At 67.3% G+C, this 24123-nt stretch carries 20 protein-coding genes; 12 read left to right on the top strand and 8 right to left on the bottom strand.

The genetic code is table 11. The features are described from left to right. The first annotated feature begins 52 nt into the window (after window positions 1-52). Complete coding sequence (locus tag ACMX37_RS06240; protein WP_483148000.1) at window positions 53-1273, top strand: argininosuccinate synthase; 1221 nt, start codon at window positions 53-55, stop codon at window positions 1271-1273. 975 nt (window positions 1274-2248) lie between these two features. Then, a complete protein-coding gene (locus ACMX37_RS06235) occupies window positions 2249-2803 on the top strand; it encodes a septal ring lytic transglycosylase RlpA family protein (protein WP_483147999.1) in 555 nt (184 codons plus the stop codon). A 7-nt stretch (window positions 2804-2810) separates the two neighbouring features. On the opposite strand, the gene ACMX37_RS06230 is transcribed toward ACMX37_RS06235, so the two are convergent. Continuing rightward, window positions 2811-3194, bottom strand: a complete 384-nt coding sequence (locus ACMX37_RS06230) for a hypothetical protein (RefSeq protein WP_483147998.1) — start codon at window positions 3192-3194, stop codon at window positions 2811-2813. A gap of 168 nt (window positions 3195-3362) precedes the next feature. Between ACMX37_RS06230 and ACMX37_RS06225 the strand changes: the two genes are divergently transcribed. Then, window positions 3363-4784, top strand: a complete 1422-nt coding sequence (locus ACMX37_RS06225; protein WP_483147997.1) for a sodium:solute symporter family transporter — start codon at window positions 3363-3365, stop codon at window positions 4782-4784. Between the two features lie 434 nt (window positions 4785-5218). Next, window positions 5219-5962 (top strand): winged helix-turn-helix domain-containing protein, encoded by a 744-nt coding sequence (locus ACMX37_RS06220; RefSeq protein ID WP_483147996.1) that lies wholly within the window; start codon window positions 5219-5221, stop codon window positions 5960-5962. A 31-nt stretch (window positions 5963-5993) separates the two neighbouring features. Here ACMX37_RS06220 and ACMX37_RS06215 read toward each other — a convergent pair whose 3' ends face one another. From ACMX37_RS06215 to ACMX37_RS06185, 7 genes are all read right to left on the bottom strand, one after another. Continuing rightward, the gene (locus ACMX37_RS06215) at window positions 5994-6233 is read right to left on the bottom strand and encodes a hypothetical protein (RefSeq protein ID WP_483147995.1); all 240 of its coding nucleotides are present in this window, start codon (window positions 6231-6233) and stop codon (window positions 5994-5996) included. A gap of 284 nt (window positions 6234-6517) precedes the next feature. Continuing rightward, entirely contained in the window at window positions 6518-7402 is an 885-nt protein-coding gene (locus ACMX37_RS06210) for a DUF5677 domain-containing protein (protein ID WP_483147994.1), read from the bottom strand. Then, window positions 7326-8054: a hypothetical protein gene (locus tag ACMX37_RS06205; protein WP_483147993.1), complete on the bottom strand. Its 729-nt coding sequence runs from the start codon at window positions 8052-8054 to the stop codon at window positions 7326-7328. Before ACMX37_RS06205 ends, ACMX37_RS06210 begins: the two co-directional genes overlap by 77 nt. Before the next feature lie 17 nt (window positions 8055-8071). After that, the gene (gene uvrA / locus ACMX37_RS06200; protein WP_483147992.1) at window positions 8072-10972 is read right to left on the bottom strand and encodes an excinuclease ABC subunit UvrA; all 2901 of its coding nucleotides are present in this window, start codon (window positions 10970-10972) and stop codon (window positions 8072-8074) included. Between the two features lie 461 nt (window positions 10973-11433). Then, window positions 11434-12189, bottom strand: a complete 756-nt coding sequence (locus ACMX37_RS06195) for an ABC transporter ATP-binding protein (protein WP_483147991.1) — start codon at window positions 12187-12189, stop codon at window positions 11434-11436. Next, window positions 12186-13187: a FecCD family ABC transporter permease gene (locus tag ACMX37_RS06190; RefSeq protein WP_483147990.1), complete on the bottom strand. Its 1002-nt coding sequence runs from the start codon at window positions 13185-13187 to the stop codon at window positions 12186-12188. The genes ACMX37_RS06195 and ACMX37_RS06190 overlap by 4 nt, the downstream gene beginning before the upstream one ends. Further along, window positions 13184-14035, bottom strand: coding sequence for an ABC transporter substrate-binding protein (locus ACMX37_RS06185; protein ID WP_483147989.1), 852 nt, complete (start codon window positions 14033-14035; stop codon window positions 13184-13186). Before ACMX37_RS06185 ends, ACMX37_RS06190 begins: the two co-directional genes overlap by 4 nt. 141 nt (window positions 14036-14176) lie before the next feature. Here ACMX37_RS06185 and ACMX37_RS06180 point away from each other — a divergent pair, with 141 nt between their 5' ends. The 8 genes from ACMX37_RS06180 (at window position 14177) to lpdA (ending at window position 24120) form a co-directional block, all read left to right on the top strand. After that, complete coding sequence (locus ACMX37_RS06180; protein WP_483147988.1) at window positions 14177-15304, top strand: cell wall hydrolase; 1128 nt, start codon at window positions 14177-14179, stop codon at window positions 15302-15304. Between the two features lie 128 nt (window positions 15305-15432). Further along, the gene (locus ACMX37_RS06175) at window positions 15433-15774 is read left to right on the top strand and encodes a hypothetical protein (protein WP_483147987.1); all 342 of its coding nucleotides are present in this window, start codon (window positions 15433-15435) and stop codon (window positions 15772-15774) included. Window positions 15775-16045: 271 nt separating this feature from the next. Continuing rightward, on the top strand, window positions 16046-17008 hold the full coding sequence (gene mdh / locus ACMX37_RS06170; RefSeq protein ID WP_483147986.1) for a malate dehydrogenase: 963 nt from the start codon (window positions 16046-16048) through the stop codon (window positions 17006-17008). Window positions 17009-17095: 87 nt separating this feature from the next. Then, window positions 17096-17986, top strand: a complete 891-nt coding sequence (sucD, locus tag ACMX37_RS06165) for a succinate--CoA ligase subunit alpha (RefSeq protein ID WP_068862165.1) — start codon at window positions 17096-17098, stop codon at window positions 17984-17986. Between the two features lie 68 nt (window positions 17987-18054). Further along, window positions 18055-20850 carry a 2-oxoglutarate dehydrogenase E1 component gene (locus tag ACMX37_RS06160; RefSeq protein ID WP_483147985.1) on the top strand — a complete coding sequence of 932 codons (2796 nt, stop codon included), beginning with the start codon at window positions 18055-18057 and terminating at the stop codon, window positions 20848-20850. Window positions 20851-20958: 108 nt separating this feature from the next. Continuing rightward, the gene (gene odhB, locus ACMX37_RS06155) at window positions 20959-22191 is read left to right on the top strand and encodes a 2-oxoglutarate dehydrogenase complex dihydrolipoyllysine-residue succinyltransferase (RefSeq protein ID WP_483147984.1); all 1233 of its coding nucleotides are present in this window, start codon (window positions 20959-20961) and stop codon (window positions 22189-22191) included. Window positions 22192-22207: 16 nt separating this feature from the next. Next, window positions 22208-22678: an acyltransferase gene (locus ACMX37_RS06150; RefSeq protein ID WP_483147983.1), complete on the top strand. Its 471-nt coding sequence runs from the start codon at window positions 22208-22210 to the stop codon at window positions 22676-22678. 35 nt (window positions 22679-22713) lie between these two features. Further along, on the top strand, window positions 22714-24120 hold the full coding sequence (gene lpdA, locus ACMX37_RS06145; protein WP_483147982.1) for a dihydrolipoyl dehydrogenase: 1407 nt from the start codon (window positions 22714-22716) through the stop codon (window positions 24118-24120). Window positions 24121-24123: the final 3 nt, after the last annotated feature.

Here is a 24123-nt window from a genome sequence, read left to right as displayed (position 1 = left end):
CCGCGCGCACTGTTAGGGGCGCCCGCGTCAGTCTCCCAAGGAACCCCTCTCCATGGCCCAGCCCCAGAAAGTCGTCCTCGCCTATTCGGGCGGTCTCGATACCAGCGTCATCGCCAAGTGGCTGAGCGTCGAGCGGGGCCTCGAGGTCGTCACCTTTACCGCCGATCTGGGGCAAGGCGAGGAGATCGAACCGGCCCGCGCCAAGGCCCGGGCGATGGGCATCCCTGACGAACACATCTTCATCGAGGACCTGCGCGAGGAATTCGTGCGTGATTTCGTCTTCCCGATGATGCGCGCCAATGCCCGCTACGAGGGCGACTACCTGCTCGGCACCTCGATCGCTCGGCCGCTGATCTCCAAGCGCCTCGTCGAGATCGCGCACGAAACCGGCGCCGATTTCATCGCCCACGGCGCGACCGGCAAGGGCAACGATCAGGTGCGCTTCGAACTTTCCGCCTATGCGCTCGATCCGGACATCAAGGTGATCGCCCCGTGGCGCGAGTGGGACCTGACCAGCCGCACTGCCCTGATCGCCTGGGCCGAGGCGCACCAGATCCAGGTGCCCAAGGACAAGCGCGGCGACAGCCCCTTCTCGACCGACGCGAACCTCCTCCACACCTCGTCGGAGGGCAAGGTGCTGGAGGACCCGTGGGAGGAGACCCCGCCTTACGTCTATTCGCGCACGGTCGACCCCGAGGACGCGCCCGACCAGCCGGAATACATCACGGTGGATTTCGAGAAGGGTGACGGCGTGGCGCTGAACGGCGAGGCCATGTCGCCCGCCACGCTGCTGGCGGCTCTTAACGAACTCGGCCGGAAGCACGGTATCGGCCGGCTCGATCTGGTCGAGAACCGCTTCGTCGGCATGAAAAGCCGCGGGATGTACGAAACTCCCGGCGGGGAGATCTACGCCCGCGCGCATCGCGGGATCGAGCAGATCACCCTCGATCGCGGCGCGGCCCATCTCAAGGACGAGCTGATGCCGCGCTATGCCGAGCTGATCTACAACGGATTCTGGTTCTCGCCGGAGCGCGAGATGCTGCAAGCCGCCATCGACCACTCGCAGGACAAGGTCACCGGCACGGTGCGCCTCAAGCTCTACAAGGGGCTGGCCAGCGTGGTGGGCCGCAAGTCGCCCTACTCGCTCTATTCGGAAGCCCACGTCACCTTCGAGGACGACGCCGGAGCCTATGACCAGAGGGACGCCGAGGGCTTCATCAAGCTCAATGGTCTGCGCCTGAGGCTACTGTCGCGCCGCAACCGCGACGCCTGATCCGCGATCCCGAATGGGGAAAACCGAGTCGCGGCGCTCGTCGCGGCGGCACGGGGTCCTTATCGTGACAGTTTGAAGGCAGTTCCGTCCCTGCTTTCCCCTCCGCTTCGCGACAAATGCGACGAAGCGTTGAGTTATCCACTCGTGTCCACAGGCCAGATGGCCTGAAGTGGAAAAGTCGTCTGCGGAAATGTTGCCAGAACGCCGATTCAGGCGCACTTTCAACCTGTCTTCGGGACACGAAGCCACCGGAACGGAAGGCCGCAAGGCTCTGAAGAACCGGAGGTTTTTATCCCAAGGATGGCGGTGACATCTGTCCACGCGCCGATCTGGAGACGGCATGCAGGAGGCTTCGGCCAAAGGCAAGTCGGCTCAATTCAAGGGTCGGAGCGACGCGGTGGCACCGGACAGGCCAAGAACCTGGCCGTACGGCAAGTGCAGCGGAAACGGCGAGAGCCCCCAAGCCGCAGTTCTTGCAGACGGTAAAGGGACGCGGTCTCGGCCAGGCGGAAGCGCGCGGCGGCGGAAAGCGGAGGACTTCGGTCCGAGGCGGAACGCCAAGCCAGCCGGAAGCAGGGCCGGATGCCGGCGCGAGCGCCGGTGACAAATCTCTGGCAGGGCCGGCCGCAAGGCGCAGGCAGCGAGAGGCTAGACATCGGGCGCCAAGCATGGCCCCAGGCAAATGAGGCTGAAGGTTCGCCGGAGGCATCACGAGCGGGGTCATCCACACGCCGGTGAGAGTGGGGTCGGCAGCGATGCCGGCCCCATTTGCATTCCGGCCCTTCCCCCGCCCCGTTTGTAAGACTTCAAGCCGATTCGCCGCCCCCGAAGGCTCCTAACCCATGCAATGGACGGCCAGCCGTTCCAACGGTTCGTCGCGTTTCCGGTGCGACTCGGGCCCGACTCGAAGGCTCGCGGCGATGAAAGCCTAACCTGGTTTGCCTTTCGCTGCGGGCCCGCTGTATCGGCGCCGCCATGCGAACGGGAACGCATTTCGACGGCCGCAGCGCCCGCAGCCTGACCGCGAAGAGCCTTCAGGCTCTCGCTGTCGCCGGCCTGCTCGGCCTCATGCCTCTCGCCGCATCCTCGGCAGCCGCCCCCGACGCGGCCGCCCCGCGGGTCGACGCCGCCACCAGCGCCGCCGTGATCGAGCTCGTGCCGGTTCAGCCCAGCGCCGAAGTGACCGCCCCTGCCCCCGCCCTCGAGGAGCCCGCGGCCTCCGCGCCGCAGGATACCGTGATCGGACGCGGCAGTGCCTCCTACTACGCCGCCAGGTTCCACGGCCAGCGCACCGCCAGCGGCGAACGCTTCGACAATTCCGACATGACCGCCGCGCACCGCACCCTGCCCTTCGGCAGCCTCGTGCGCGTCACCAACCCGGCGAATGGCCGCAGCGTGGTGGTGCGGATCAACGACCGCGGGCCCTTCACCCGCGGCCGCATGATCGACGTGAGCCGCGCCGCCGCCGAGGAACTCGGCCTCGTCGCGCGCGGCCATGCGACGGTGGAACTCGCCCTCGTCGCCGACTGATCCCCGCTCAGGGGTTTTCGGAATAGGTCATCCCCAGCGCCGCCGTATCGCCGGTGATTGTCAGCTTCATGCGCGCCGTCACGCGGTCCGAGGTGTTGCGCAGCAGCGCCTGCTCCCCCGGCGCGAAGCGGGCCTCGACCGGCCCGCCGGGCGCCACCGTGCCGCGCTCCACCGGCTGCGCGCCGGGCAGCTTGCCGAGCACCACCACCGCGACCTTGCCCGAATTGCGCCCCGTCACCTCGAATGCGCCGGGCTGCCCGCCGCCGAGCTGGAAGGTCTGGCCGGGCTCGATTTCGAGGCCGGACGTGATCTCGCCCGCCTGCGTCCCGGCGGCCAGAGCAAGGGCGACAGCGACCAGCGGCAAGGCATTTCGTTTGGTGAACAGTCTCATCGGGCGCTCCTTCGCGCTGCCCCGTCCGCTCGGATCTACGCCCTCGGCGCCCCGGCGGATGCATCCGCCTGACGATAGCGCGGAACGCGCCTCTTGTCTGGCGGCGCGGCGCGGCTAGGAACGTCGTCCTGCTGTCCGATCCGCGCCGCCAGAGGGGCTTGCGGCGCCGTGGAGGCGGCAGCTTGCCGGGGGGTTTTCGCCATCACGCTCACGCTTGCGCTGATCCTCGCCTATGTCGCCGCCCAGGTCGCGCTTGCGCTGTGGGCAGGGCGCGGGGCGAAGTCCGATGCCGACTATCTCGTCGCCGGCCGCTCGCTCGGCCCCTTCGCCGTGGGGATGAGCCTGTTCGCCACCTGGTTCGCCTCCGAAAGCCTGATCGCGACTTCGGGCGAGGTCGCGCGCGACGGGCTTGCGGGGGCGCGGGCCGAGCCCTTCGCCTATGCCATCGGCATCCTCGCCATCGCCCTGTTCTTCGCCCATCGCCTCAGGAGCGGGGGCTTCATCACCATCGCCGATTTCCTGCGCGAGCGCTTCGGCGGCCACACCGAGCGCCTTGCCGCAGGGGTGATCGCGCTTTCGGCCACCACCTGGTCGGCGGCGCAACTCTTTGCTTTCGCGACAATCATCGCGGGCGCATCGGGGCTCGACTTCACCACCTCGCTGATCGGCGCGACCCTGCTGGTGATGACCTACACCCTGTTCGGGGGGCTCGCCGGAGACGTCATCACCGATATCGTCCAGGGGGCGATCATCATCGTCGCGATCCTGATCCTGTTCGCGCTCATGGTCGATGCCTCGGGGGGCCTTGCCGCCATGTGGGCCTCGGCGCCCCGGACTGTCTGGAGCTTCACCGCGCCGGGCGAGAGCTGGGTGGAACGCGTCGAATTGTGGCTCATTCCCATCGCCGGGACGATGGTCAGCCAGGAGGCGCTCGCCCGCACGCTCGGGGCGCGCTCGCCCGAGGTGGCGCGGCGGGGCGCGCTTCTGGGGGCGGCGATCTACCTCACCGTGGGGCTGATCCCGGTGAGCTTCGGCCTGTTCGGCCCGCAGCTCGGCCTCGCGCTGGGGGCGGACGAGGCCTACCTGCCGAGCCTTGCGGCGGCGCTGTTTCCCGGCTGGCTGATGATCATCTTCACTGGCGCGCTGGTTTCCGCGATCCTCTCCTCGGTCGATTCCGCCCTGCTCGCGGTCTCGGCGGTGATCACCGAGAACGGCTACAAGCGCCTGAATCCGAACGCTTCTCCGCTCCAGCTCCTGCGCGCGGCGCGGACCGCGACGGTGGCCGCGGCGGCACTCGCGGCGGGGCTGGCGCTGCAGGGGGAGTCCCTGCGCAACCTCGTGCTCGACGCCGGCGCGATCGCGGCGGTGTTGGCGGTTCCGATCATCGTCGGGCTGGCCGGATGGTCGACCAGCGCGCGGGCGGCGGCGGGGGCGATCCTCGTGCAGGCGGCGGTGCTGGGGGTGCTCGACTACGGGCTCGGGATGCCCGGCGCCTTCCTGTGGATGCTGGCGAGCGGCGCGGCGAGTTTCGCCGCCATCACCGCCTGGGAGCGCCGCCGCCCCGCCCCGCAGGCACCGACCGCCCCCTGACGACAGTGCGACGACTGCGGGACGACCTGCACACGACCACGCGACGCGCACGCGCGAAAGCGCCGTCGCTGTGCCGCCTCAAGCGCACGATGTTCCGCCGTCTCAGAAGGTTGGCCGCAAGGTCCACGGCTGCGGAAGCCCGATGTCGCCGTGCCGGTGCGCAGGTCCGCAACCGGAAGCCGCCGCCCGCCTAGCGCGACGCGATTCGGGTAGGAAACCCTGCCGCCCTTGGTGACCCCGCAAAAACCTGATGTTAATAATCTGGTTTAGTGCACGACAGCCAAATGCATGAAATTCTTTGCCCGTGGGGCCAATCGCACGTCGTGCATACGCATGCAGAGCGGGGTGCGAGATTTATGGTTGCGGCCTAGAAGCCCTCGCCACGCAAGGTGGCTTTCGACAGGCCAACGCGGTTGTTCGAAGGTCCCAGGAACGTGAAGAAGACTTATGCCCCCCCGGCGCTGCGCCAGATCGAATGCGGCGAGATCGCCTACCGGAACTTCGTTCCCTTCCGCCAGGTCAAGTATCTGACCGCGCAGGATTGCGGGTCCATGATCCGCACCGCCTATCTCATCGACCTGCTGCCCCATGCGACGATCATGCGGTTCGACCTCGCGTTCGAATCCATTCCCCGCTCGGACGAAGCGATGGATCTGCTGGTCGTCGGTTGCGAGGACACGGTGCAGGCGCGGACCTTCATCGAGGCCAACCTTCCCGTCTGCCGCGCCGTCCCGCGCGTTCTGCTGGCCGCGGACCTCTCGCGCAACAGCATCGTCGGCGCGCTGAACAGCGGGTTCGACGATGTCATCCTCGCCGAAAGGATCGACATCGACGAGGCGGCGGCACGGCTGATCGCGCTGCGGAACCGCTATCGCGCCGCCAAGGGCGAAGGCGTGGGCCGCAGAACGGTCGAGCCTGCGAGGAGCGGCCTGTGCGACACCGCGCAGCTCACACCGGTCCAGCGACGCATCCTCGGGAAGCTGGCCGACAGTTACGGACGCACCGTCCCCTGCGAGACCCTGTATCTCGCCGCGGCGGCGACCGACGAGCCCGCCAGCGCCGAGACGCTGCGGGTGCAGATCTCGCGCCTGCGGCGCCATCTCAGGGCCGGGCACTTCATCGAGAGCGTCTATGGCGAGGGTTACCGTCTGCGGAACATCGCAGACGGGGCAAGATAATCGCGCCTGATTGCCATCCTGCGCAGGCCGCTCACCAGATGGGCAACCGCCCATCCCCGCAGATCAGCCGCTCGTTCGCGAGGACGATGGCGCGCGCCTCCTCGTTGACCGGCGCGGCCTGCCCGATGCGGCCCGCTTCGACATGGGAGAGCCACTCCGCGACGAACCCCTGGCCCGAGGGATCGCGCCAATCGGTCGGCCCGACGGGGAGTTTCTGCGAGGGACCGACGGGCGCGAGCGGAATGTCGGAAAGCGCAAAGGTGCGGATCATGGGCACGGGGCTCCTGGCGAGAGAGTGAGCAAGACAGCGCCCCGCCCCCCGCAGCCCCTTCCCGCCGCGCCTGCCCAAGAACCCCGGCCTGTCTTCACGCGCGGCGCGCCGAGGGGCTGGAGGGGTGGGCGCGCTGGGGGGGAAGTTTGTGCGCAGGGCCGACGCCTGCGCGGGAGGGTACAGGGGGTTTGGGGGTGTAGGAAAGGGGGAGTAACGCGCGAGGAGTCCGCCGTCCATGATGGGACGACCTAGTGCGCATGTAAGCCGACTAACTTGGAGATCGATTAGTCCGTTAGGTCCTCGCCAGGCTTGGTATAAAGTCTATCGTGCGCCTCTAGGAATGCCTCATCTACAGACTTGGATTTACATTGAAATTCGTAAAATTCATCAAACTCATTAATGGTAAGAGCGAGATACTTCGTCGATCTATATACAAAATCAACAATAAAGTCCGTCTCTATTATACAGCCGACATAATGCCTCTTATGCATCGGATTGCTGCATTGTATCGCATTAAATTTACCAACATGATTCCATTGATTATGCATATTTGCACTGAATGGAACATATGCAAATTTATACAGATCCTCAGATTCACTCTCTAAGGCAATTTGCCTGATACTTTGCCCAGTCCATGACCCCAAATTTACCTCGACAAACTGCTGAAATTGTTGACCCTCAACCCAAGCGAGCGACAGTTCCGCGACCCTCTCTATCCGTGATCTTGAGTCATCATCAGTCTCGCCTCTTATCGCTTCTTGATAATTATGCACGAGAAGCTTTTCCGCTCCGAGCCCATAATTAATATACTCTTTTGACCTGACCAGAGGGTCAATTCGAATCCATCTCACCATCAGCAGGCATTCAATCATCGGTCTTAAAAAGAGTGGCGCAATATGCGGGTTCCAAGACTGCGGGCTTTCCGCCAATCCAATTGCTAAGGTTACTTGACGGGCTAGCAAAGCTGAAAATGTCGAGTTAATCTCAGTTTCAAATCCCGCCCCCACCCTATGGCCTCGCGTCCGATCATAGAGGTTCTCGAGATAACTCTCGATAACTTCTTGAGCAAAGACGAATATCTTATCCATTTTCTTAGACATCGAATTGGCAATCCGAATACTTGTAGTTGATACTCCAAAAAAGCCTGCACCATGCAGATGATCGGTCATCCGTACTTTGAGGGAAAAATGCTAATAGACTTGCTCTCACAAAGCTCGCCGCCCTCAACCCGTCAGCGGATTCGATGCTCTCCGCTATTGCATTTATGTCGGGCATAGTTCCGGGTGCGAACTTCATCCGATCAGATACTGCCAAGGAATAAATAATTGTAGCTCCTATCAAAAGGAAAGGCTGCTCAAATCTATTCCAATAGTTTTTCACCCACGCATCGATCGCCTTCGCAGCTTCAACAGCATCTAATCCATTTGCATTCTGCGGCGACCATTCTTCTCCATAGAATGCAGCAAACACCCCGAAAACATCACTAAGCACTTCAAAACCAACGGCATCACAAACTTTTTCTCGGTAATCTGGGTTTGATAAGACACTTAGCCTGAAAAATTCTGGTGGTGCAGCGGACTTATCAGACCAAAGGCACTTCAGGAACTCAGACACGACCTCGATAGCGCTTCTCAAGCCAAGTGTCTCAATGGCGCCGCCGATCCAAAGCACCTCGGGGACGATGGCATCTAGAGTATTGACGAAAGATACTTCTGCAAAGTCATTCAGAATTGGAACCAGCTTCTTTCTCCGTCGCTTGTGTCCGTCAAGCAATGGATAGGCTGGCAAACGCGATGGGCGCTCTGAGTCGATCCCACTCATATCGTCGCCTCCTATTTTTAAACCGACCCTTGAAGCAAAGGCGCCAGATACCGCCCCGTGAAGCTCCGCTCCACCTTCACCACCTGTTCCGGCGTGCCCTCGGCGACGATCTCACCCCCGCGCACCCCGCCCTCGGGGCCGAGGTCGATGATCCAGTCGGCGGTCTTGATCACGTCGAGGTTGTGCTCGATCACCACCACCGAATTGCCCTGCTCCACCAGCCGGTGCAGCACTTCCAGCAGCTTGCGCACGTCCTCGAAGTGGAGGCCGGTGGTCGGCTCGTCGAGGATGTAGAGGGTCTGGCCGGTGGAGCGGCGGGCGAGTTCCTTGGCGAGCTTCACGCGCTGGGCCTCGCCGCCGGACAGGGTCGTCGCCTGCTGGCCGACCTTGACGTAGCCGAGGCCGACCTCGTTCAGCATCCGCATCTTCTCGCGGATCGGAGGGACGGCCTTGAAGAATTCCTCGGCGTCCTCGATCGTCATGTCGAGCACATCGGCGATCGAGTGGCCCTTGAACTTCACCTCGAGCGTCTCGCGGTTGTAGCGCTTGCCGTGGCATTCCTCGCAGGTGACGTAGACGTCCGGGAGGAAGTGCATCTCGATCTTGATGAGGCCGTCGCCCTGGCACTTCTCGCAGCGGCCGCCCTTGACGTTGAAGGAGAAGCGGCCGGGCTTGTAGCCGCGCGCGAGGCTTTCGGGGAGGCCGGCGAACCAGTCGCGGATCTGGGTGAAGGCGCCGGTGTAGGTGGCGGGGTTGGAACGCGGGGTGCGGCCGATGGGGGACTGGTCGATCTCGATGACCTTGTCGCAGTGCTGGAGGCCGGTGATCTCGTCGTGCGCCCCCGCGATGACCCGCGCGCCGTTGAGGACGCGGGCGGCGCCGGCCTGCAAGGTGTCGATGGTGAGCGAGGACTTGCCCGAGCCCGAGACCCCGGAGATGCAGCAGAAGGTGCCGAGGGGGATCTTCGCCGTCACGCCCTTGAGGTTGTTGGCGCGGGCGTTCCTGACCTCGATGTGGTGCCCGTTGCCCTTGCGGCGCTTGGCGGGCACCTCGATCCTGCGCTTGCCGGTGAGGTAGTCCGCGGTGAGGCTGCCCTTGGCCTTGAGGATATCCTTGAGCGCGCCCTGGGCCACCACCTCACCGCCATGCACCCCGGCGCCGGGGCCGAGGTCGACGATATGGTCGGCGGCGCGGATGGCGTCCTCGTCGTGCTCGACGACGATCACGGTGTTGCCGAGGTCGCGCAGGCGCTTGAGGGTTTCGAGCAGCCGGTCGTTGTCGCGCTGGTGGAGGCCGATGGAGGGCTCGTCGAGCACGTAGAGCACGCCCGACAGGCCGGAGCCGATCTGGCTGGCGAGGCGGATGCGCTGACTCTCGCCGCCCGACAGGGTGCCCGAGGTGCGGTCGAGGTTGAGGTAGTCGAGCCCGACGTTGTCGAGGAAGCCCAGCCGCTCGTTGATCTCCTTGAGGATGGCGCGGGCGATCTGGCTCTGCTGCGCGGTGAGCTGCGCGTCGAGTGCGAGGAACCACGCCTTGGCGTCGGCGACGCTCATCTGCACGGGCGTGGCGATGTCGGTGCCCGCGACCTTCACGCTCAGCGCCTTTTCGTTGAGGCGCTTGCCCCCGCAGACCTCGCAGGGCTGCGCGGTCTGGTATTTCGAGAGCTCCTCCTGCATCCAGGCGCTCTCGGTCTGCATCATGCGGCGGTTGAGGTTGCCGATCACGCCCTCGAACGGCTTGTGGACAGTGTATTCGCGCCGCCCGTCCTTGAAGGTCAGCGGCACCGGCATCCCGCCCGTGCCGTGGAGGATGATGAGCTTCTGTTCGGGCGCGAGGTCCTTCCACGGCGTCGTCAGATCGAAGCCATAGGCCTTGGCGAGGCTGGCGAGCACCTGCATGTAATAGGGCGACGGCGGGTTCGACTTCGCCCAGGGCACCACCGCGCCCTGTTTCAGCGTCAGCGCCTCGTTGGGCACGACCAGCTGCGGGTCGAACAGCATCTTCTCGCCGATCCCGTCGCACGCCGGGCAGGCGCCCTGGGGCGCGTTGAAGGAGAAGAGGCGCGGCTCGATCTCCTCGATGGTGAAGCCGGAGACCGGGCAGGCGAACTTCTCGCTGAACACGATACGGTTGGGCGGCAGGCCCGCCCCCTTCATCGCGCCGCCTTGCGCCTCGCCCTCGCGCCCCGGCACTACCCCGTCGGCGAGATCGACGTAGGCCAGCCCCTCGGCAAGCTTCAGCGCCTGCTCGAAGGAGTCCGCCAGCCGCGTCTCGATGCCCTCGCGCACCGCGATACGGTCGACCACCACCTCGATGTCGTGCTTGAACTTCTTGTCGAGCGTCGGGGCCTCCTCGATGGGGTAGATCTCGCCGTCGATCCGCACCCGGGTGAAGCCCGCGCGCTGCCATTCGGCGATTTCCTTGCGGTATTCCCCCTTGCGCCCACGCACCACGGGGGCGAGCAGATAGGCGCGCGTGCCCTCGGGCAGGGTCATCACGCGGTCGACCATCTGGCTGACGGTCTGGGCGCTGATCGGCTCACCGGTCGCAGGGCTGTAGGGCACCCCGACCCGCGCCCACAACAGGCGCATGTAGTCGTAGATCTCGGTGACGGTCGCCACGGTCGAGCGCGGGTTGCGGCTGGTGGTCTTCTGCTCGATGCTGATCGCCGGCGAGAGCCCGTCAATATGCTCGACATCGGGCTTCTGCATCATCTCGAGGAACTGGCGCGCATAGGCGCTCAGCGATTCAACGTAGCGCCGCTGCCCCTCGGCATAGATCGTATCGAAGGCGAGGCTCGACTTGCCGCTCCCCGAAAGCCCGGTGACCACGATCAGCGCATCGCGCGGAAGATCGATGTCGATACCCTTGAGATTATGCTCGCGCGCACCGCGCACGCTGATCGTTGTGAGGCTCATGGAGGAGGTGTGTTCCGGAAATGTTCGCGTGGGTCAAGGGTGCGCGGCAAGGCGGCGCGCCGGTCATCCCCAGATGGAGACGGAGGCGCGGGAGTGCAACGGGCGAGGCGAGGAATGGTGCCCGGCCGGGGGCGGGGATCGAACGATCGAACCCCGGACGCCGGCGGGCTATTCACGTCATCCGCCTGGCAGTGTGCGGCGCGCTTCAGGACAACGGGGCCGCGCCGATGGCGGCCCGTAATTGCCCAAACCCAAGCGATTTCGCCATTTTCAAGGCCCTACAGAAAATCTGTAGTCGCCAGTTCTGCCCCCGTCGGCCACAGGAAGGGCCTCTCTGCGGAGCTCCGGCCGGGTCCTTTCAGGGTCGCAACCTGGCCGGTCGGACGGGGCCCGCGGATGGGGGCGGAACTTGGCGGGCGGGCTTTGTGAGGGGCTCCCCGCCGCATGTTCGACGATGCGCCTCACTCTGCTCCCGGCAGCCCGCTCGACAGGGCCATCGCGCCCGGCTCTCCCAGCCACTGTGCCCGCACGCCCCACCCCTCGCGGATCACCTCGGGAGCGAGCGCCTCGGCGGGCGGGCCTTCGGCGATCAGACGGCCTTCCCTCAGCACCAGCACGTGATCGGCATGGTTCATCGCCAGCGCGAGATCGTGGAGCACCAGCACCACGCCCTGCCCCGCCGCTGCACACCCTCTCAGGTGCGCGACGAGGGCGAGCTGGTGCGCCAGATCGAGAGCCGCGAGCGGCTCGTCGGCGAGGATCCAGCGGGGCTCGCCCGCCAGCACCCGCGCCAGCAACGCCCGCGCGCGCTCGCCGCCCGACAGCCGGCTGGCGGGGCGGTGGCGCAGGTCAGCCAGATCGAGCGCCGCCAGCGCCGCCTCCACCGCTGCGGTGCCCCGGTCGCGCCACGGCAGGCGGCCGAGGGCGACGAGGTTCTCCACCGCCACGTCCCAGGCGATGTCGGGGGTCTGCGGCAGGTAGCCGATCGCCTTCGCCCGCTCGCGCGCCGGAAGGGCGGCAAGCGCGCTCCCCTCCAGCATCACCGAACCGGCGGCGGGCGCCAGCAACCCCGCGAGGCCCAGCAGCAGCGAGGACTTGCCCGCGCCGTTGGGGCCGGTGATGGCGGTGATCCGCCCCGGCGCGAGCGCGGCGGTCAGGCCCTCCACCACGGTCCGCCCACCGCGCATCAGGGAAAGGTTCTCCGCCGCCAGCGTCACAGGCGCCCCCGTCGCATCCGCAGCAGCAACCAGCCGAAGAAGGGCGCGCCGATCAGCGACAGGGCTATGCCCAGCCGCAGCTCGGTGACCAGCGGCAGGATCCGCACGATGCTGTCTGCCGCAAGCACGAGGCAGGCTCCGGCAAGCGCGCTCGGCAGGATCAGGCTGGAGGGCAGGCGGTCGGTCAGCGGGCGGACCAGATGGGGCACGACAAGGCCGACGAAGCCGATAATCCCCGCCACCGCCACGCCCGCGCCCACCGTCAGCCCGACGCCCGCGACCAGCAGCAGCAGGAGCCGCGCCGGATCGACCCCCAGCGAGCGCGCTGCCTCCTCCCCGAGGGTCAGGGCATCGAGGCTGCGCGCCGCCAGCGCCAGCACGCCGATCCCGGCGAGCGTGAGCGGCGCAGCGATGGCGACCTCGCGCCACGACCGGTCGGTGAGCGCGCCGTTGAGCCACATCACGATCTCGGACAGGGCGAAGGGATTGGGCGCGAGCGTGATCGCGAGCGCGGTGAGCGCGCCCGCGAGGCTCGCCAGCATCAGGCCGGCAAGGGTGAAGAGCGCGATCCCGCCGCCTGCGCCGCCCGCCGCGTCCGAGGCGGTGCGCCCGGCGATCAGCGCCAGCAGCGCCATGCCGCCGCCCGCCCCCGCCAGCGCGAGCGCCGGCAGGCTCCAGGCGGCAAGGTGCGGCGGCAGGACGGGGACCAGCCAGAAACTCGCCACCGCCCCCAGCGCCGCCATCGGGGCGATGCCGAAGAGGCCCGGGTCGGCGAGAGGGTTCCTGAGATAGCCCTGCATCGCCGCACCCGCCGCGCCGAGCCCCGCGCCGATCACCACCGCCAGCAGGGCGCGGGGCGCGCGCAGTTCGGCGAGGATCAGGCCGGCATTGGCGGGAAGCGCGGGCGCGAAGGGATCGATCCACACGCGGCCGGCCAGCAGCGACAGTGGCAGCAGCACCGCGAGCAGGCCGGCAAAGACAAGGCTCGCCCGGTTCATGCCCCGCGCTCCACCGCCGCGCGGATCGCCCGCAGCCTTGCGCGGGCGCGCGGGATGGTCGGCCCGCCGCACCAGATCAGCGAGGGATCGAAGGCCGCGACCTGCATCCCGGGCACGCCCTGCGCGAGCAGCGGGTGGCGCTGGCCCTCCGCCGCACCCGCCACCAGCAGCACCTGCGGCGGATCGGCGAGCACGGCCTCGAGGCTCACCCGGTCGGCCTGCCCCAGCCCGCGCGCGGCGGCGTGGCTGACGAAGCCTTCCTCGCGCAGCAGTTCGGCGATCAGCGTCGCCTCGCCCGCGACGATCTCGCCCGGCTGCCACAGCAGCGCGTCGAGGGGCTTGCCGGGCACGGGCGGCGGTGCGGCGATGCGCGCGGCGAGCGCCTCGCCCTCGCGCACCCGTCCGGCGAGCGCGGCCACCTCGCGCACCTGCGCGGCGCTCTCCGCGATCGAAGTCGGGCTGCCGAAGGTCGCCACCCGCAGTCCCGCGCGCTCCAGCGCCTGCCGCGTCGGCTGGGGGAGGAAGATCGAGGCGAGCACGAGATCGGGCTGGCGGGCGATCACCTCCTCGGCTGTCCCGCCGGTGGAACCGTAGCGCGCGGCGATCCGTGCCGGGATCGAACTCGAGCCGGGGTCACGGCTGTAATGCGACAGCGCCAGCACCTGCTCCGGCCCTGCGATCTCGACGAGGATCGCGTCGAGGCAGGGGTTGAGGCTGACGATAGTGGGCCGCGCGGGATCCTCCGGACGCGTGGGCGGAGGGCCGGCGCAGGCCGCAAGGCACAGCAGCGCAAGCAGCGCCCCGCGCCCCCTGCCCCGCCAGCCTGTCGTGATGCGATCCCGCGCCATATCCCTTGCGACCAAGGCGATAGGCGGGCGCGGGCGTGCAGGCAACGGGTTAAGAACCCTCCGAGCGCCGTCCCGAATCGGGACGCGGGGCCGCCCTGCCCTCGCCCCGCCCGCGGCGCGCGCGTAAGGCGGGCTCCGATCATGGCCACCGCGCGCACCCCCTTCGCCTTCAGGGCTCCGGCCTCCCGCTGCCGCTGGAGCCTGCCGGTGGGGCCGTGGCGCAAGCGGCTCGCGGTGCTGGTCGCGGCGATCGCCGTGCCCGCGATGGCAGCGACAGGCGGGGTCGGCACGCTTCCCGGTCCGGCGGTCGAAACCGGGGCGGCGCTCGCCACGCGCCAGGCCGCCGAGGCCGCCCTGCCCTTCGAACGCCCGGGCATGAGCTTCCCGGGCTCGGCCTTCTACTACATGGCCGATCCCGCCGGCACGGCACTGGTCGCCCTGCCTGACGCGGACCCGCTCGCCCACGGCGCTGCCGAGGGCGCGCGCGAGCTCGGTGCGCTGATCGATGTCGGCGCGGCGGCCAAACCCTTCTACTCCCCCGGGACCGGCATCACGCACATGCGCGCCGCCGAATGCCTCGCGCAGGCCGTGTGGTACGAGGCCGCAAGCGAGAGCGAGGCCGGCCAGCGCGCGGTAGCGCAGGTAGTGCTCAACCGCGTCGCGCACCCCGCGTGGCCCTCGAGCGTGTGCGGGGTGGTCTACCAGGGGTCGGAGCGCAGCACCGGCTGCCAGTTCACCTTCACCTGCGACGGCAGCCTCGCGCGGCGCCCTTCGGGCGTGAGCTGGGCGCGGGCGCAGCGCATCGCGGCCGAGGCGCTGTCGGGGAGCGTCTATGCCCCGGTCGGCCTTGCGACCCATTACCACACGCTCTGGGTCAATCCCTACTGGGCCGGCACGCTCGACCATATCGGCACGATCGGCGCGCACCGCTTCTACCGCACCCGCGGGGCGAGCGGCCAGGCGGCAGCCTTCAGCAACGGTTATTCCGGGCTCGAGCCGGTGGTGAGCGGGCGCACCGCGCCTGCCGCCGCCACGGTCGTGCCGGCGGCTGCCCATGCCGTGCCAGGCCGTCCGGTGATCGCCTATGATCTCGGCCCCGTCCCTGCGGCGCGGCAGGCCGCGCAACCAGCGGGCGCCAAGGCCCCCGCCGTTCCCGCCGCCGATGCGCCCGCACCGGCCTACACCGGGACGGGCGCGGTGAAGGCCGAATATGCCCGCGCCGGCCAGTGGAAGACGCAGCCGGGCGCGGCCCCTGCCCAGGCGCAGTAGCCCCGCCGCGCGCAGCAGGGTTAAGTTCCCGGCAACCCTGTTGCCACACCAAGCCTTAGCGGCGCACCGGCTAGGCGGCCCGCAACGCCGGACACCCAAACCGGCCAAGAACACGGGAACCGCCTGCCATGTCCGTCCGCTTCGCCTCCGCCAATCATCCGGCTCGCCGTCTCGGCTGGCGTGCCGCAGGGCGCGGGCTGGTGGCCCCGGCGCTGGCGCGGGCGGTCAACGACAATCCGCGCGAAGGCGGCGCTGCCGAGCCGGCGGCGGTGCGGTTCGACCCGCTGCTCACCGACGCGTTGAAGCATTTCGCCGTCCACGGTCTAGCATCGGCCGAAGCCGCAGCGGAGCTCGCCGCCGAGGCCTCGCAGCGCGACGATGCCGATGCGCGCGATCACTGGCTGGCCGTGACCCGGATGTTCGACCGCCGCCTCGCCGCGCGGGCCGAACGCGTCCTCGAACCCGCCTGATCTACCCCGCCCGGAGCCGCTTCCCTTACGTCCTGCGCTGCAGGGCGTTCGGCTCGCGCGTCCGTCCGATGCATTAATGCAATTGCGAACTGTTTGCAAAGATAGTTGCCGCAACCGAGCTTTTGCTGGTTGCAATCCCATTTCGAGCGGCCTACCGCGCCTCATGTAACGGGTGCCCAGCCGCTTGGGACGGGGGTTGGCACCGGCGCCTCGCTTGTTCACGCGCGCTTCATCGCTTCGTCCCGAAGGATCAGGGAAGGAAGTCCGGAAAATGGCCCGCAAGAAGATCGCCCTCGTCGGCGCCGGCAATATCGGCGGCACGCTCGCTCACCTCGCCGCGCTCAAGGGCCTCGGCGACATCGTCCTGTTCGACGTCGTCGAAGGCGTGCCGCAGGGCAAGGCGCTCGACCTCAGCCAGTGCGGCCCCGTGGAAGGCTTCGACGCCTCGATCACCGGCTCGAACGACTATGCCGACATCGCCGGCGCCGACGTGGTGATCGTCACCGCAGGCGTGGCACGCAAGCCCGGCATGAGCCGCGACGACCTGCTCGGCATCAACCTCAAGGTGATGAAGGCGGTCGGCGAAGGCATCCGCGACAATTGCCCCGATGCCTTCGTGATCTGCATCACCAACCCGCTCGACGCGATGGTCTGGGCGCTGCGCGAGTTTTCGGGCCTGCCGCACAACAAGGTGGTCGGCATGGCCGGCGTGCTGGATTCGGCGCGCTTTGCCACCTTCCTCGCCTGGGAATTCGGCGTCAGCGTCAAGGACGTGAACGCCTTCGTGCTCGGCGGCCACGGCGACACGATGGTGCCGGTGCTGTCCTACTCGACGATCAACGGCATTCCCGTGAAGGACATGGCCAAGATCAAGGGCATCTCCGAAGAGCGCCTCGGTGAGATCGTCCAGCGCACCCGTTCGGGCGGCGGCGAGATCGTCGCGCTGCTCAAGACCGGCTCGGCCTTCTATGCGCCGGCCACCAGCGCCATTTCGATGGCCGAGGCCTATCTCTACGACCAGAAGCGCATCCTCCCCTGCGCGGTGCAGGTTGACGGCAAGTATGGCGTCGACGGGCTCTATGTCGGCGTGCCGGTGGTGATCGGCGCGGGCGGCGCCGAGGAAGTGATCGAGATCAACCTCACCGACGAAGAGAAGGCCAACCTCCAGGTCAGCGTCGACGCGGTCAAGGAACTGCTCGACGCGTGCAAGGCGCTGGATAGCTCGCTCGCATAAATTTCAACGCCGTCACCCCGGCGCAGGCTGGGGCCTAGGGGCTCTAGGTGCCAGCCTCCGCTGGCATGACGAACAAGGAAGAACCCAATGTCCATCCTCGTAAACAAAGACACCAAGGTCATCACGCAAGGCATGACCGGCAACACCGGCACCTTCCACACCCAGGCCGCGCTCGACTACGGGACGCAGATGGTCGCGGGCGTGACCCCGGGCAAGGGCGGCACCACCCATATCGGCCTGCCGCAGTTCGACACCGTGCGCGAAGCCAAGGCCGCGACCGGCGCGACCGCCTCGTGCATCTACGTCCCGCCGCCGTTCGCCGCCGACGCGATCTGCGAGGCGATCGATGCCGAGATCGAGCTGATCATCTGCATCACCGAAGGCATTCCGGTGCTCGACATGGTCCGCGCCAAGCGTGCGCTCGCAGGCTCCAAGTCGCGCCTCATCGGCCCCAACTGCCCTGGCGTGCTGACCCCGAACGAGTGCAAGATCGGCATCATGCCGGCCAACATCTTCAAGAAGGGCTCGGTCGGCATCGTCTCGCGCTCGGGCACGCTCACCTATGAAGCCGTGCATCAGACCACGATGGCGGGCCTCGGTCAGACCACCGCGGTCGGCATCGGCGGCGACCCGGTCAACGGCACCAACTTCATCGACGTGCTCGACCTGTTCCTCGACGATCCCGAGACCGAGTCCATCATCATGATCGGCGAAATCGGCGGCTCGGCGGAAGAAGAAGCCGCCGCCTTCATCAAGGCCGAGGCCGCCAAGGGCCGCAAGAAGCCGATGGTCGGCTTCATCGCCGGGCGCACCGCCCCTCCGGGCCGCCGCATGGGCCACGCGGGCGCGATCGTCTCGGGCGGTCAGGGCGGCGCCGAGGACAAGATCGCGGCGATGGAAGATGCGGGCATCCGCGTCAGCCCCTCGCCCTCGCTGCTCGGCGAAACGCTGGCCGCGATGCTGAAAGAAAACGCCTGAGTTAACGACTACCGGCCCCCCGCGTTCTAACCGGGGGGCCATCCTTCCTCCTCCCCGGGAGTCCCACAATGGGCAACGAACCGCAGAACTTCATACCCGCCTTCACCGATCAGGAAGGCCCGCAGCCCGGCCCGTCCTGGGCGAAGCGCGGCTGGCTCGACACGCTCGCGGACAGCGGCGCCGACCTCGTCGCGGCGATGGACCCGACCGAGATGCGCCTCGCCGTGCAGAAGGCGGCGAAGGATGCGGGCAAGGCTGCTGATCCCAAGGCGGTCGAAAAGGCCGCCAAGCTCTCGATTGCGGCGATGACTCTCGTTCGCCTCTACCGCGTGCGCGGCCACATGGCGGCAGACCTCGACCCGCTCGGCCTCTCGAACCGCGAAGGGCCGGCCGACCTCACGCTCGAATGGCACGGCCTTGCGGGCAAGGAGAACGAGGAAGTCTATGTCGGCGGCGTGCTCGGCATGGAGTGGACCACGGTGGGCAAGCTCCACCAGCGCCTGCGCGAGGTGTACTGCGGCAAGGTCGGCCTCGAATACATGCACATCGCCGACACCGAGGAACGCCGCTTCCTCCAGGACAAGTTCGAGAAGCCCGGCGAGACGATCCAGTTCACCCCCGAAGGCAAGAAGGCGATCCTCGCCGCGGTGCTGCGGGGCGAGCAGTACGAGGAATTCCTCGCCAAAAAGTATGTCGGCACCAAGCGCTTCGGCCTTGATGGCGGCGAGTCCATGATCCCGGCGCTGGAAGCCGTGATCAAGCACGGCGGCAGCGCGGGCGTGCGCGAGATCATCTACGGCATGGCCCACCGCGGCCGGTTGAACGTGCTCGCCAACGTGATGGCCAAGCCCTACCGCGTGATCTTCCACGAGTTCTCGGGCGGCTCGGCCAACCCCGACGACGTGGGCGGTTCGGGCGACGTGAAGTATCACCTCGGCACCTCGACCGACCGCGAGTTCGACGGCATCAGCGTGCACATGAGCCTCGTCCCCAACCCCTCGCACCTCGAGGCGGTCAACCCGGTGGTGCTCGGCAAGGCGCGCGCTCAGCAAGCGATCCGCGACGACCTCAAGAAGAAGGACCAGGTGCTGCCCGTGCTGATCCACGGCGATGCCGCCTTCGCGGGTCAGGGCGTGGTGTGGGAGAGCCTCTCGCTCTCGGGTGTCCCCGGCTACGACACCGGCGGCTGCATCCACTTCATCATCAACAACCAGATCGGCTTCACCACCTCGCCGAAGTTCGCGCGTTCCTCGCCCTATCCGAGCGATGTGGCGAAGGGCGTGATGGCGCCGATCCTCCACGTCAACGGCGACGATCCGGAAGCGGTGACCTTTGCCTGCAAGCTCGCGGTCGAATATCGCCAGACCTTCCACCGCGATGTCGTGATCGACATGTGGTGCTACCGCCGCTTCGGCCACAACGAGGGCGACGAGCCCAAGTTCACCCAGCCGCTAATGTACGACAAGATCCGCAGCCACCCCAAGGTCAGCGTCTCCTACGAGGCGCGGCTGGTGCGCGAGGGCGTGGTCGAGGCCGGCACCCGCGAGACGATGGCCGCCGATTTCGTCGCCCTGCTCGAGGAGGAGTTCGAGGCGGGCAAGAGCTACAAGGCCAACGAGGCCGACTGGTTCGGCGGCCGCTGGGCCGGGCTGAACAAGCCCGCCGACCCGGAAACCGCGCGCCGCTCGGTCGAAACGGCGATCGAGCCCAAGACGCTCGACGCGCTCGGTCGGGTGCTCACCGAAGTCCCCGCCGATCTCGAGATCCACAAGACCCTCGACCGCGTGCTCGCCGCCAAGCGCGAGATGTTCAGCTCCGGCGAGGGCTTCGACTGGGCGACCGCCGAAGCGCTCGCCTTCGGCAGTCTCGTGATGGAAGGCTACGGGGTGCGCCTGTCGGGGCAGGATTCTGGGCGCGGCACCTTCTCGCAGCGCCACGCGGTGTGGATCGACCAGAAGTCCGAACGCAAATACGTGCCGCTCTCGACCCTGCCCCACGGCAAGTTCGAGGTGCACGATTCCACGCTGTCCGAATACGGCGTGCTCGGCTTCGAATACGGCTTCGCGATGGCCGATCCCAAGAGCCTCGTGCTGTGGGAGGGCCAGTTCGGCGACTTCGCCAACGGCGCGCAGATCATGATCGACCAGTTCGTGGCGTCGGGCGAGAGCAAGTGGCTGCGCGCCAACGGTCTCGTGATGCTGCTGCCGCACGGCTATGAAGGCCAGGGGCCGGAGCACTCCTCGGCCCGTCTGGAGCGTTTCCTCCAGCTGTGCGCCGACGACAACATGTGCGTGTGCAACATCACCACCCCGGCGAACTACTTCCATGTGCTGCGCCGCCAGATGCTGCGGAGCTTCCGCAAGCCACTCGTCATCATGAGCCCCAAGTCGCTGCTGCGCCACCCGATGGCCAAGAGCGCCAAGTCCGACTTCCTCGGCGAGAAGCAGTTCCGCCGGATCATGTCGGACACGAAGGAGATCGCGGACGACAAGATCCGCCGCCTCGTGCTGTGTTCGGGCAAGGTCGCCTACGACCTGATCGAGGCGCGCGATGCGGCAGGGATCGACGACATCTCGATCGTGCGCATCGAGCAGCTCTTCCCCTTCCCCGGCGATCCGCTGGCGCTGCGCCTCTCCCGCATGACCAACCTCAAGGAGGTCGTGTGGTGCCAGGAGGAGCCGCGCAACAACGGCGCGTGGTTCTTCGTGAACGAGCGGATCGAGGATGCGCTGACCGCCGCCGGTCACGCCGGCATGCGCCCGACCTATGCGGGGCGCGATGCCGCCGCATCGCCCGCGACCGGTCTCGCCAGCCGCCACAAGGCCCAGCAGGAGGCGCTCGTCGCCGCCGCACTGGGGCTGTAGCCGCAAATACCATCACCCGTTCGTGTCGAGCGAAGTCGAGACACCCCGCACGAATGGTTCTCGACTTCGCTCGAACCGAACGGAACGAAAGTTTAGGAACGCATTGAGATGGCCACCGAAATCAAAGTCCCCGTCCTCGGCGAATCCGTCACCGAAGGCACGATTGCCGAATGGCTCAAGCAGCCGGGCGAAGCAGTCGCGGTCGACGAGCCGATCGCCAGTCTCGAGACCGACAAGGTCGCGGTCGACGTGCCCTCGCCGGTCGCGGGGATCATGTCGCAGCATGTGGTCGCGGTCGGCGACACGGTGGAAGTCGGGGCGGTGATCGCGATCATCGAGGACGGCGCGAGCGCCCCGGCGCCGGCGCCGGCTCCGGCGGCAGCCAAGGCCGAGACCCCGGCCCCCGCGGCTGCCTCGGAGGAACTCCTCACCCCCGCCCAGACCATGTCGCCTGCGGTGCGCCGCGCGGTGCTGGAGCACGGGGTCGATCCCTCGACCATCAAGGGCACCGGCAAGGATGGCCGCCTGACCAAGGAAGACGTGCTCGCCGCAGCCGAAGCCAAGGCCAAGGGCCCCGCTCCGGCCCCGGCCCCGACGCCTGCCCCCGCTCCGGCGGCCCCAGCCACGGGTGGCTCCGCCGCGCGCGGGACCGAGCGGGTCAAGATGACCCGCATGCGCCAGACGATCGCCAAGCGCCTCAAGGCCGCACAGGACAATGCCGCGCTGCTGACGACCTTCAACGACTGCGACATGAGCGCGGTCATCGAAGCGCGCGACAAGTACAAGGACCTGTTCGCCAAGAAGCACGACATCCGCCTGGGCTTCATGGGCTTCTTCGCCAAGGCCGCCTGCCTCGCGCTGAAGGACGTGCCCGCGGTCAACGCCTATATCGACGGCGACGAGATCATCTATCACGACTATGTCGACATCTCGGTGGCCGTCTCGGCGCCGAACGGCCTCGTCGTTCCGGTGATCCGTGACGCCGACAAGAAGGGCTTTGCCCGGATCGAGCAGGACATCGCCGATTTCGGCGCGCGCGCGAAGGCGGGCACGCTGACGATGGAGGACATGACCGGCGGGACCTTCACGATCTCGAACGGCGGCGTATTCGGCTCGCTGATGTCGACCCCGATCATCAACCCGCCGCAGAGCGCCGTGCTGGGCCTCCACCGCATCGAGGACCGCCCGGTGGTCCGCAACGGCCAGATCGTGATCCGCCCGATGATGTATCTCGCGCTCAGCTATGATCACCGTCTGATCGACGGGCGCGAGGCGGTGACCGCGTTGAAGATCATCAAGGAAGCGATCGAGGATCCCACCCGGATGCTGATCGACCTGTAAGGGAGGCTGCCCGAGAATGCTCGTCGCCCTGCGCACCTCCTTGCAGGTTGCCATCACCCGTGTGCGGGCCTTTTGGCTGACCCGCGTGTGGGGCATGCATATCGGCAGCGACGTGCGTATCTCGGGCAAGGCCCATCTTGATTTCACCAACCCCCGGGGGGTCCATATCGGGGACATGACCCTCATCGCCCCCGGTGCGCGGGTGCTGACCCACGATTTCGTCGGCGGCTATCACCGCGACACCCGCATCGGGGCGCGCTGTTTTGTCGGGGCCAATGCGATCATCCTGCCGGGGGTCAGCGTGGGCGACCAGTGCATCGTCGCCGCCGGCGCGGTGGTGACGGAGGACGTGCCGTCGCATTCGCTGGTCGCCGGAAACCCGGCACGGGTGCTGCGCTCGGATCTGAGGCTGGGCCGGCACGGACGCACAATGGCCTCGACGCTCGAGGCGATCGCGGTTGAAATCGCCGCGTGCAAGGACAACTAGACTCCATGCGGAGCAAGAGGAACGGTATTCCCATCATGGCTGACCACAATTACGACTACGACGTCCTCATCATCGGTGCCGGACCTGGCGGCTACGTCGCGGCGATCCGCGCCGCTCAGCTGGGCCTCAAGACCGCCTGCGTCGAAAGCCGCGGCACTCTGGGCGGCACCTGCCTCAACGTCGGGTGCATTCCCTCGAAGGCGCTGCTGCATGGCTCGGAGCTGTTCGAGGAAGCGGCCGGCGGCCACTTCGCCACCTGGGGCATCACCGCCACCCCGACTCTCGATCTCGGCAGGATGATGGCCGAGAAGACCAAGGCCGTGGGCGAGCTCACGGGCGGGATCGAGTTCCTGTTCAAGAAGAACAAGGTCACCTGGCTCAAGGGCCATGCCGCCTTCGAGGATGCGCACACCGTCAAGGTCGGCGATGACACCGTCACCGCCAAGGACATCGTGATCGCCACCGGCTCTTCCGTCACCCCGCTCCCCGGGGTGCCGGTGGACAACGCGGGCAAGCGTATCGTCGACAGCACCGGCGCGCTCGACCTCGATGAAGTGCCCGAGCACCTCGTGGTGATCGGCGGCGGCGTGATCGGGCTTGAGCTCGGCTCCGTATGGCGGCGTCTTGGCGCCAAGGTCACCGTGATCGAGTTCCTCGACCAGCTTCTCCCCGGCATGGACGGCGAGGTCCGCAAGGAAGCGGGCAAGATATTCAAGAAGCAGGGCATGAACCTTATGCTCGGCCAGAAGGTCACCGGCGCGAATGTGGACGGCAAAACCGTCACCCTCACCGTCGAACCCGCGGCGGGCGGCGAAGCGCAGACCATCACCGCCAGCCACGTCCTCGTCGCCATCGGCCGCCGCGCCAATACGGATGGCCTCGCGCTCGACAAGGCGGGGCTCAGCGTCAACAACCGCGGCCAGATCGAGATCGACCACGATTTCCGCACCGCCGTCCCCGGCATCTGGGCGATCGGCGACGTCGTCCCCGGCCCGATGCTCGCCCACAAGGCCGAGGATGAGGGCATCGCGGTCGCCGAGAACATCGCCGGCCTCACCGGCATCGTGAACCACGATGTGATCCCGAGCGTCGTCTACACCGCGCCGGAAATCGCGGGTGTCGGCATCACCGAGGAACAGGCCAAGGAGCGCGGGCTCGCGGTCAAGGTCGGCAAGTTCCCGATGATGGCGAACAGCCGCGCCAAGGCCAACCGCGACACCGACGGCTTCGTCAAGGTCATCGCCGATGCCGAGACCGACCGCGTCGTTGGCGTGTGGATGATCAACTCGCTCGCCGGCACGATGATCGCCCAGGCCGCGCAGGCGATGGAATTCGGCGCGACCTCGGAAGACATCGCCTATACCTGCCACGCCCACCCCACCCATGCCGAGGCCTTCAAGGAAGCGGCCATGGCGGTGACGGGCAAGCCGATCCATATGTGATCC

The organism is Porphyrobacter sp. THAI-01a (assembly GCF_056868655.1).
This window is presented reverse-complemented; position numbering and strand designations above follow the sequence as displayed.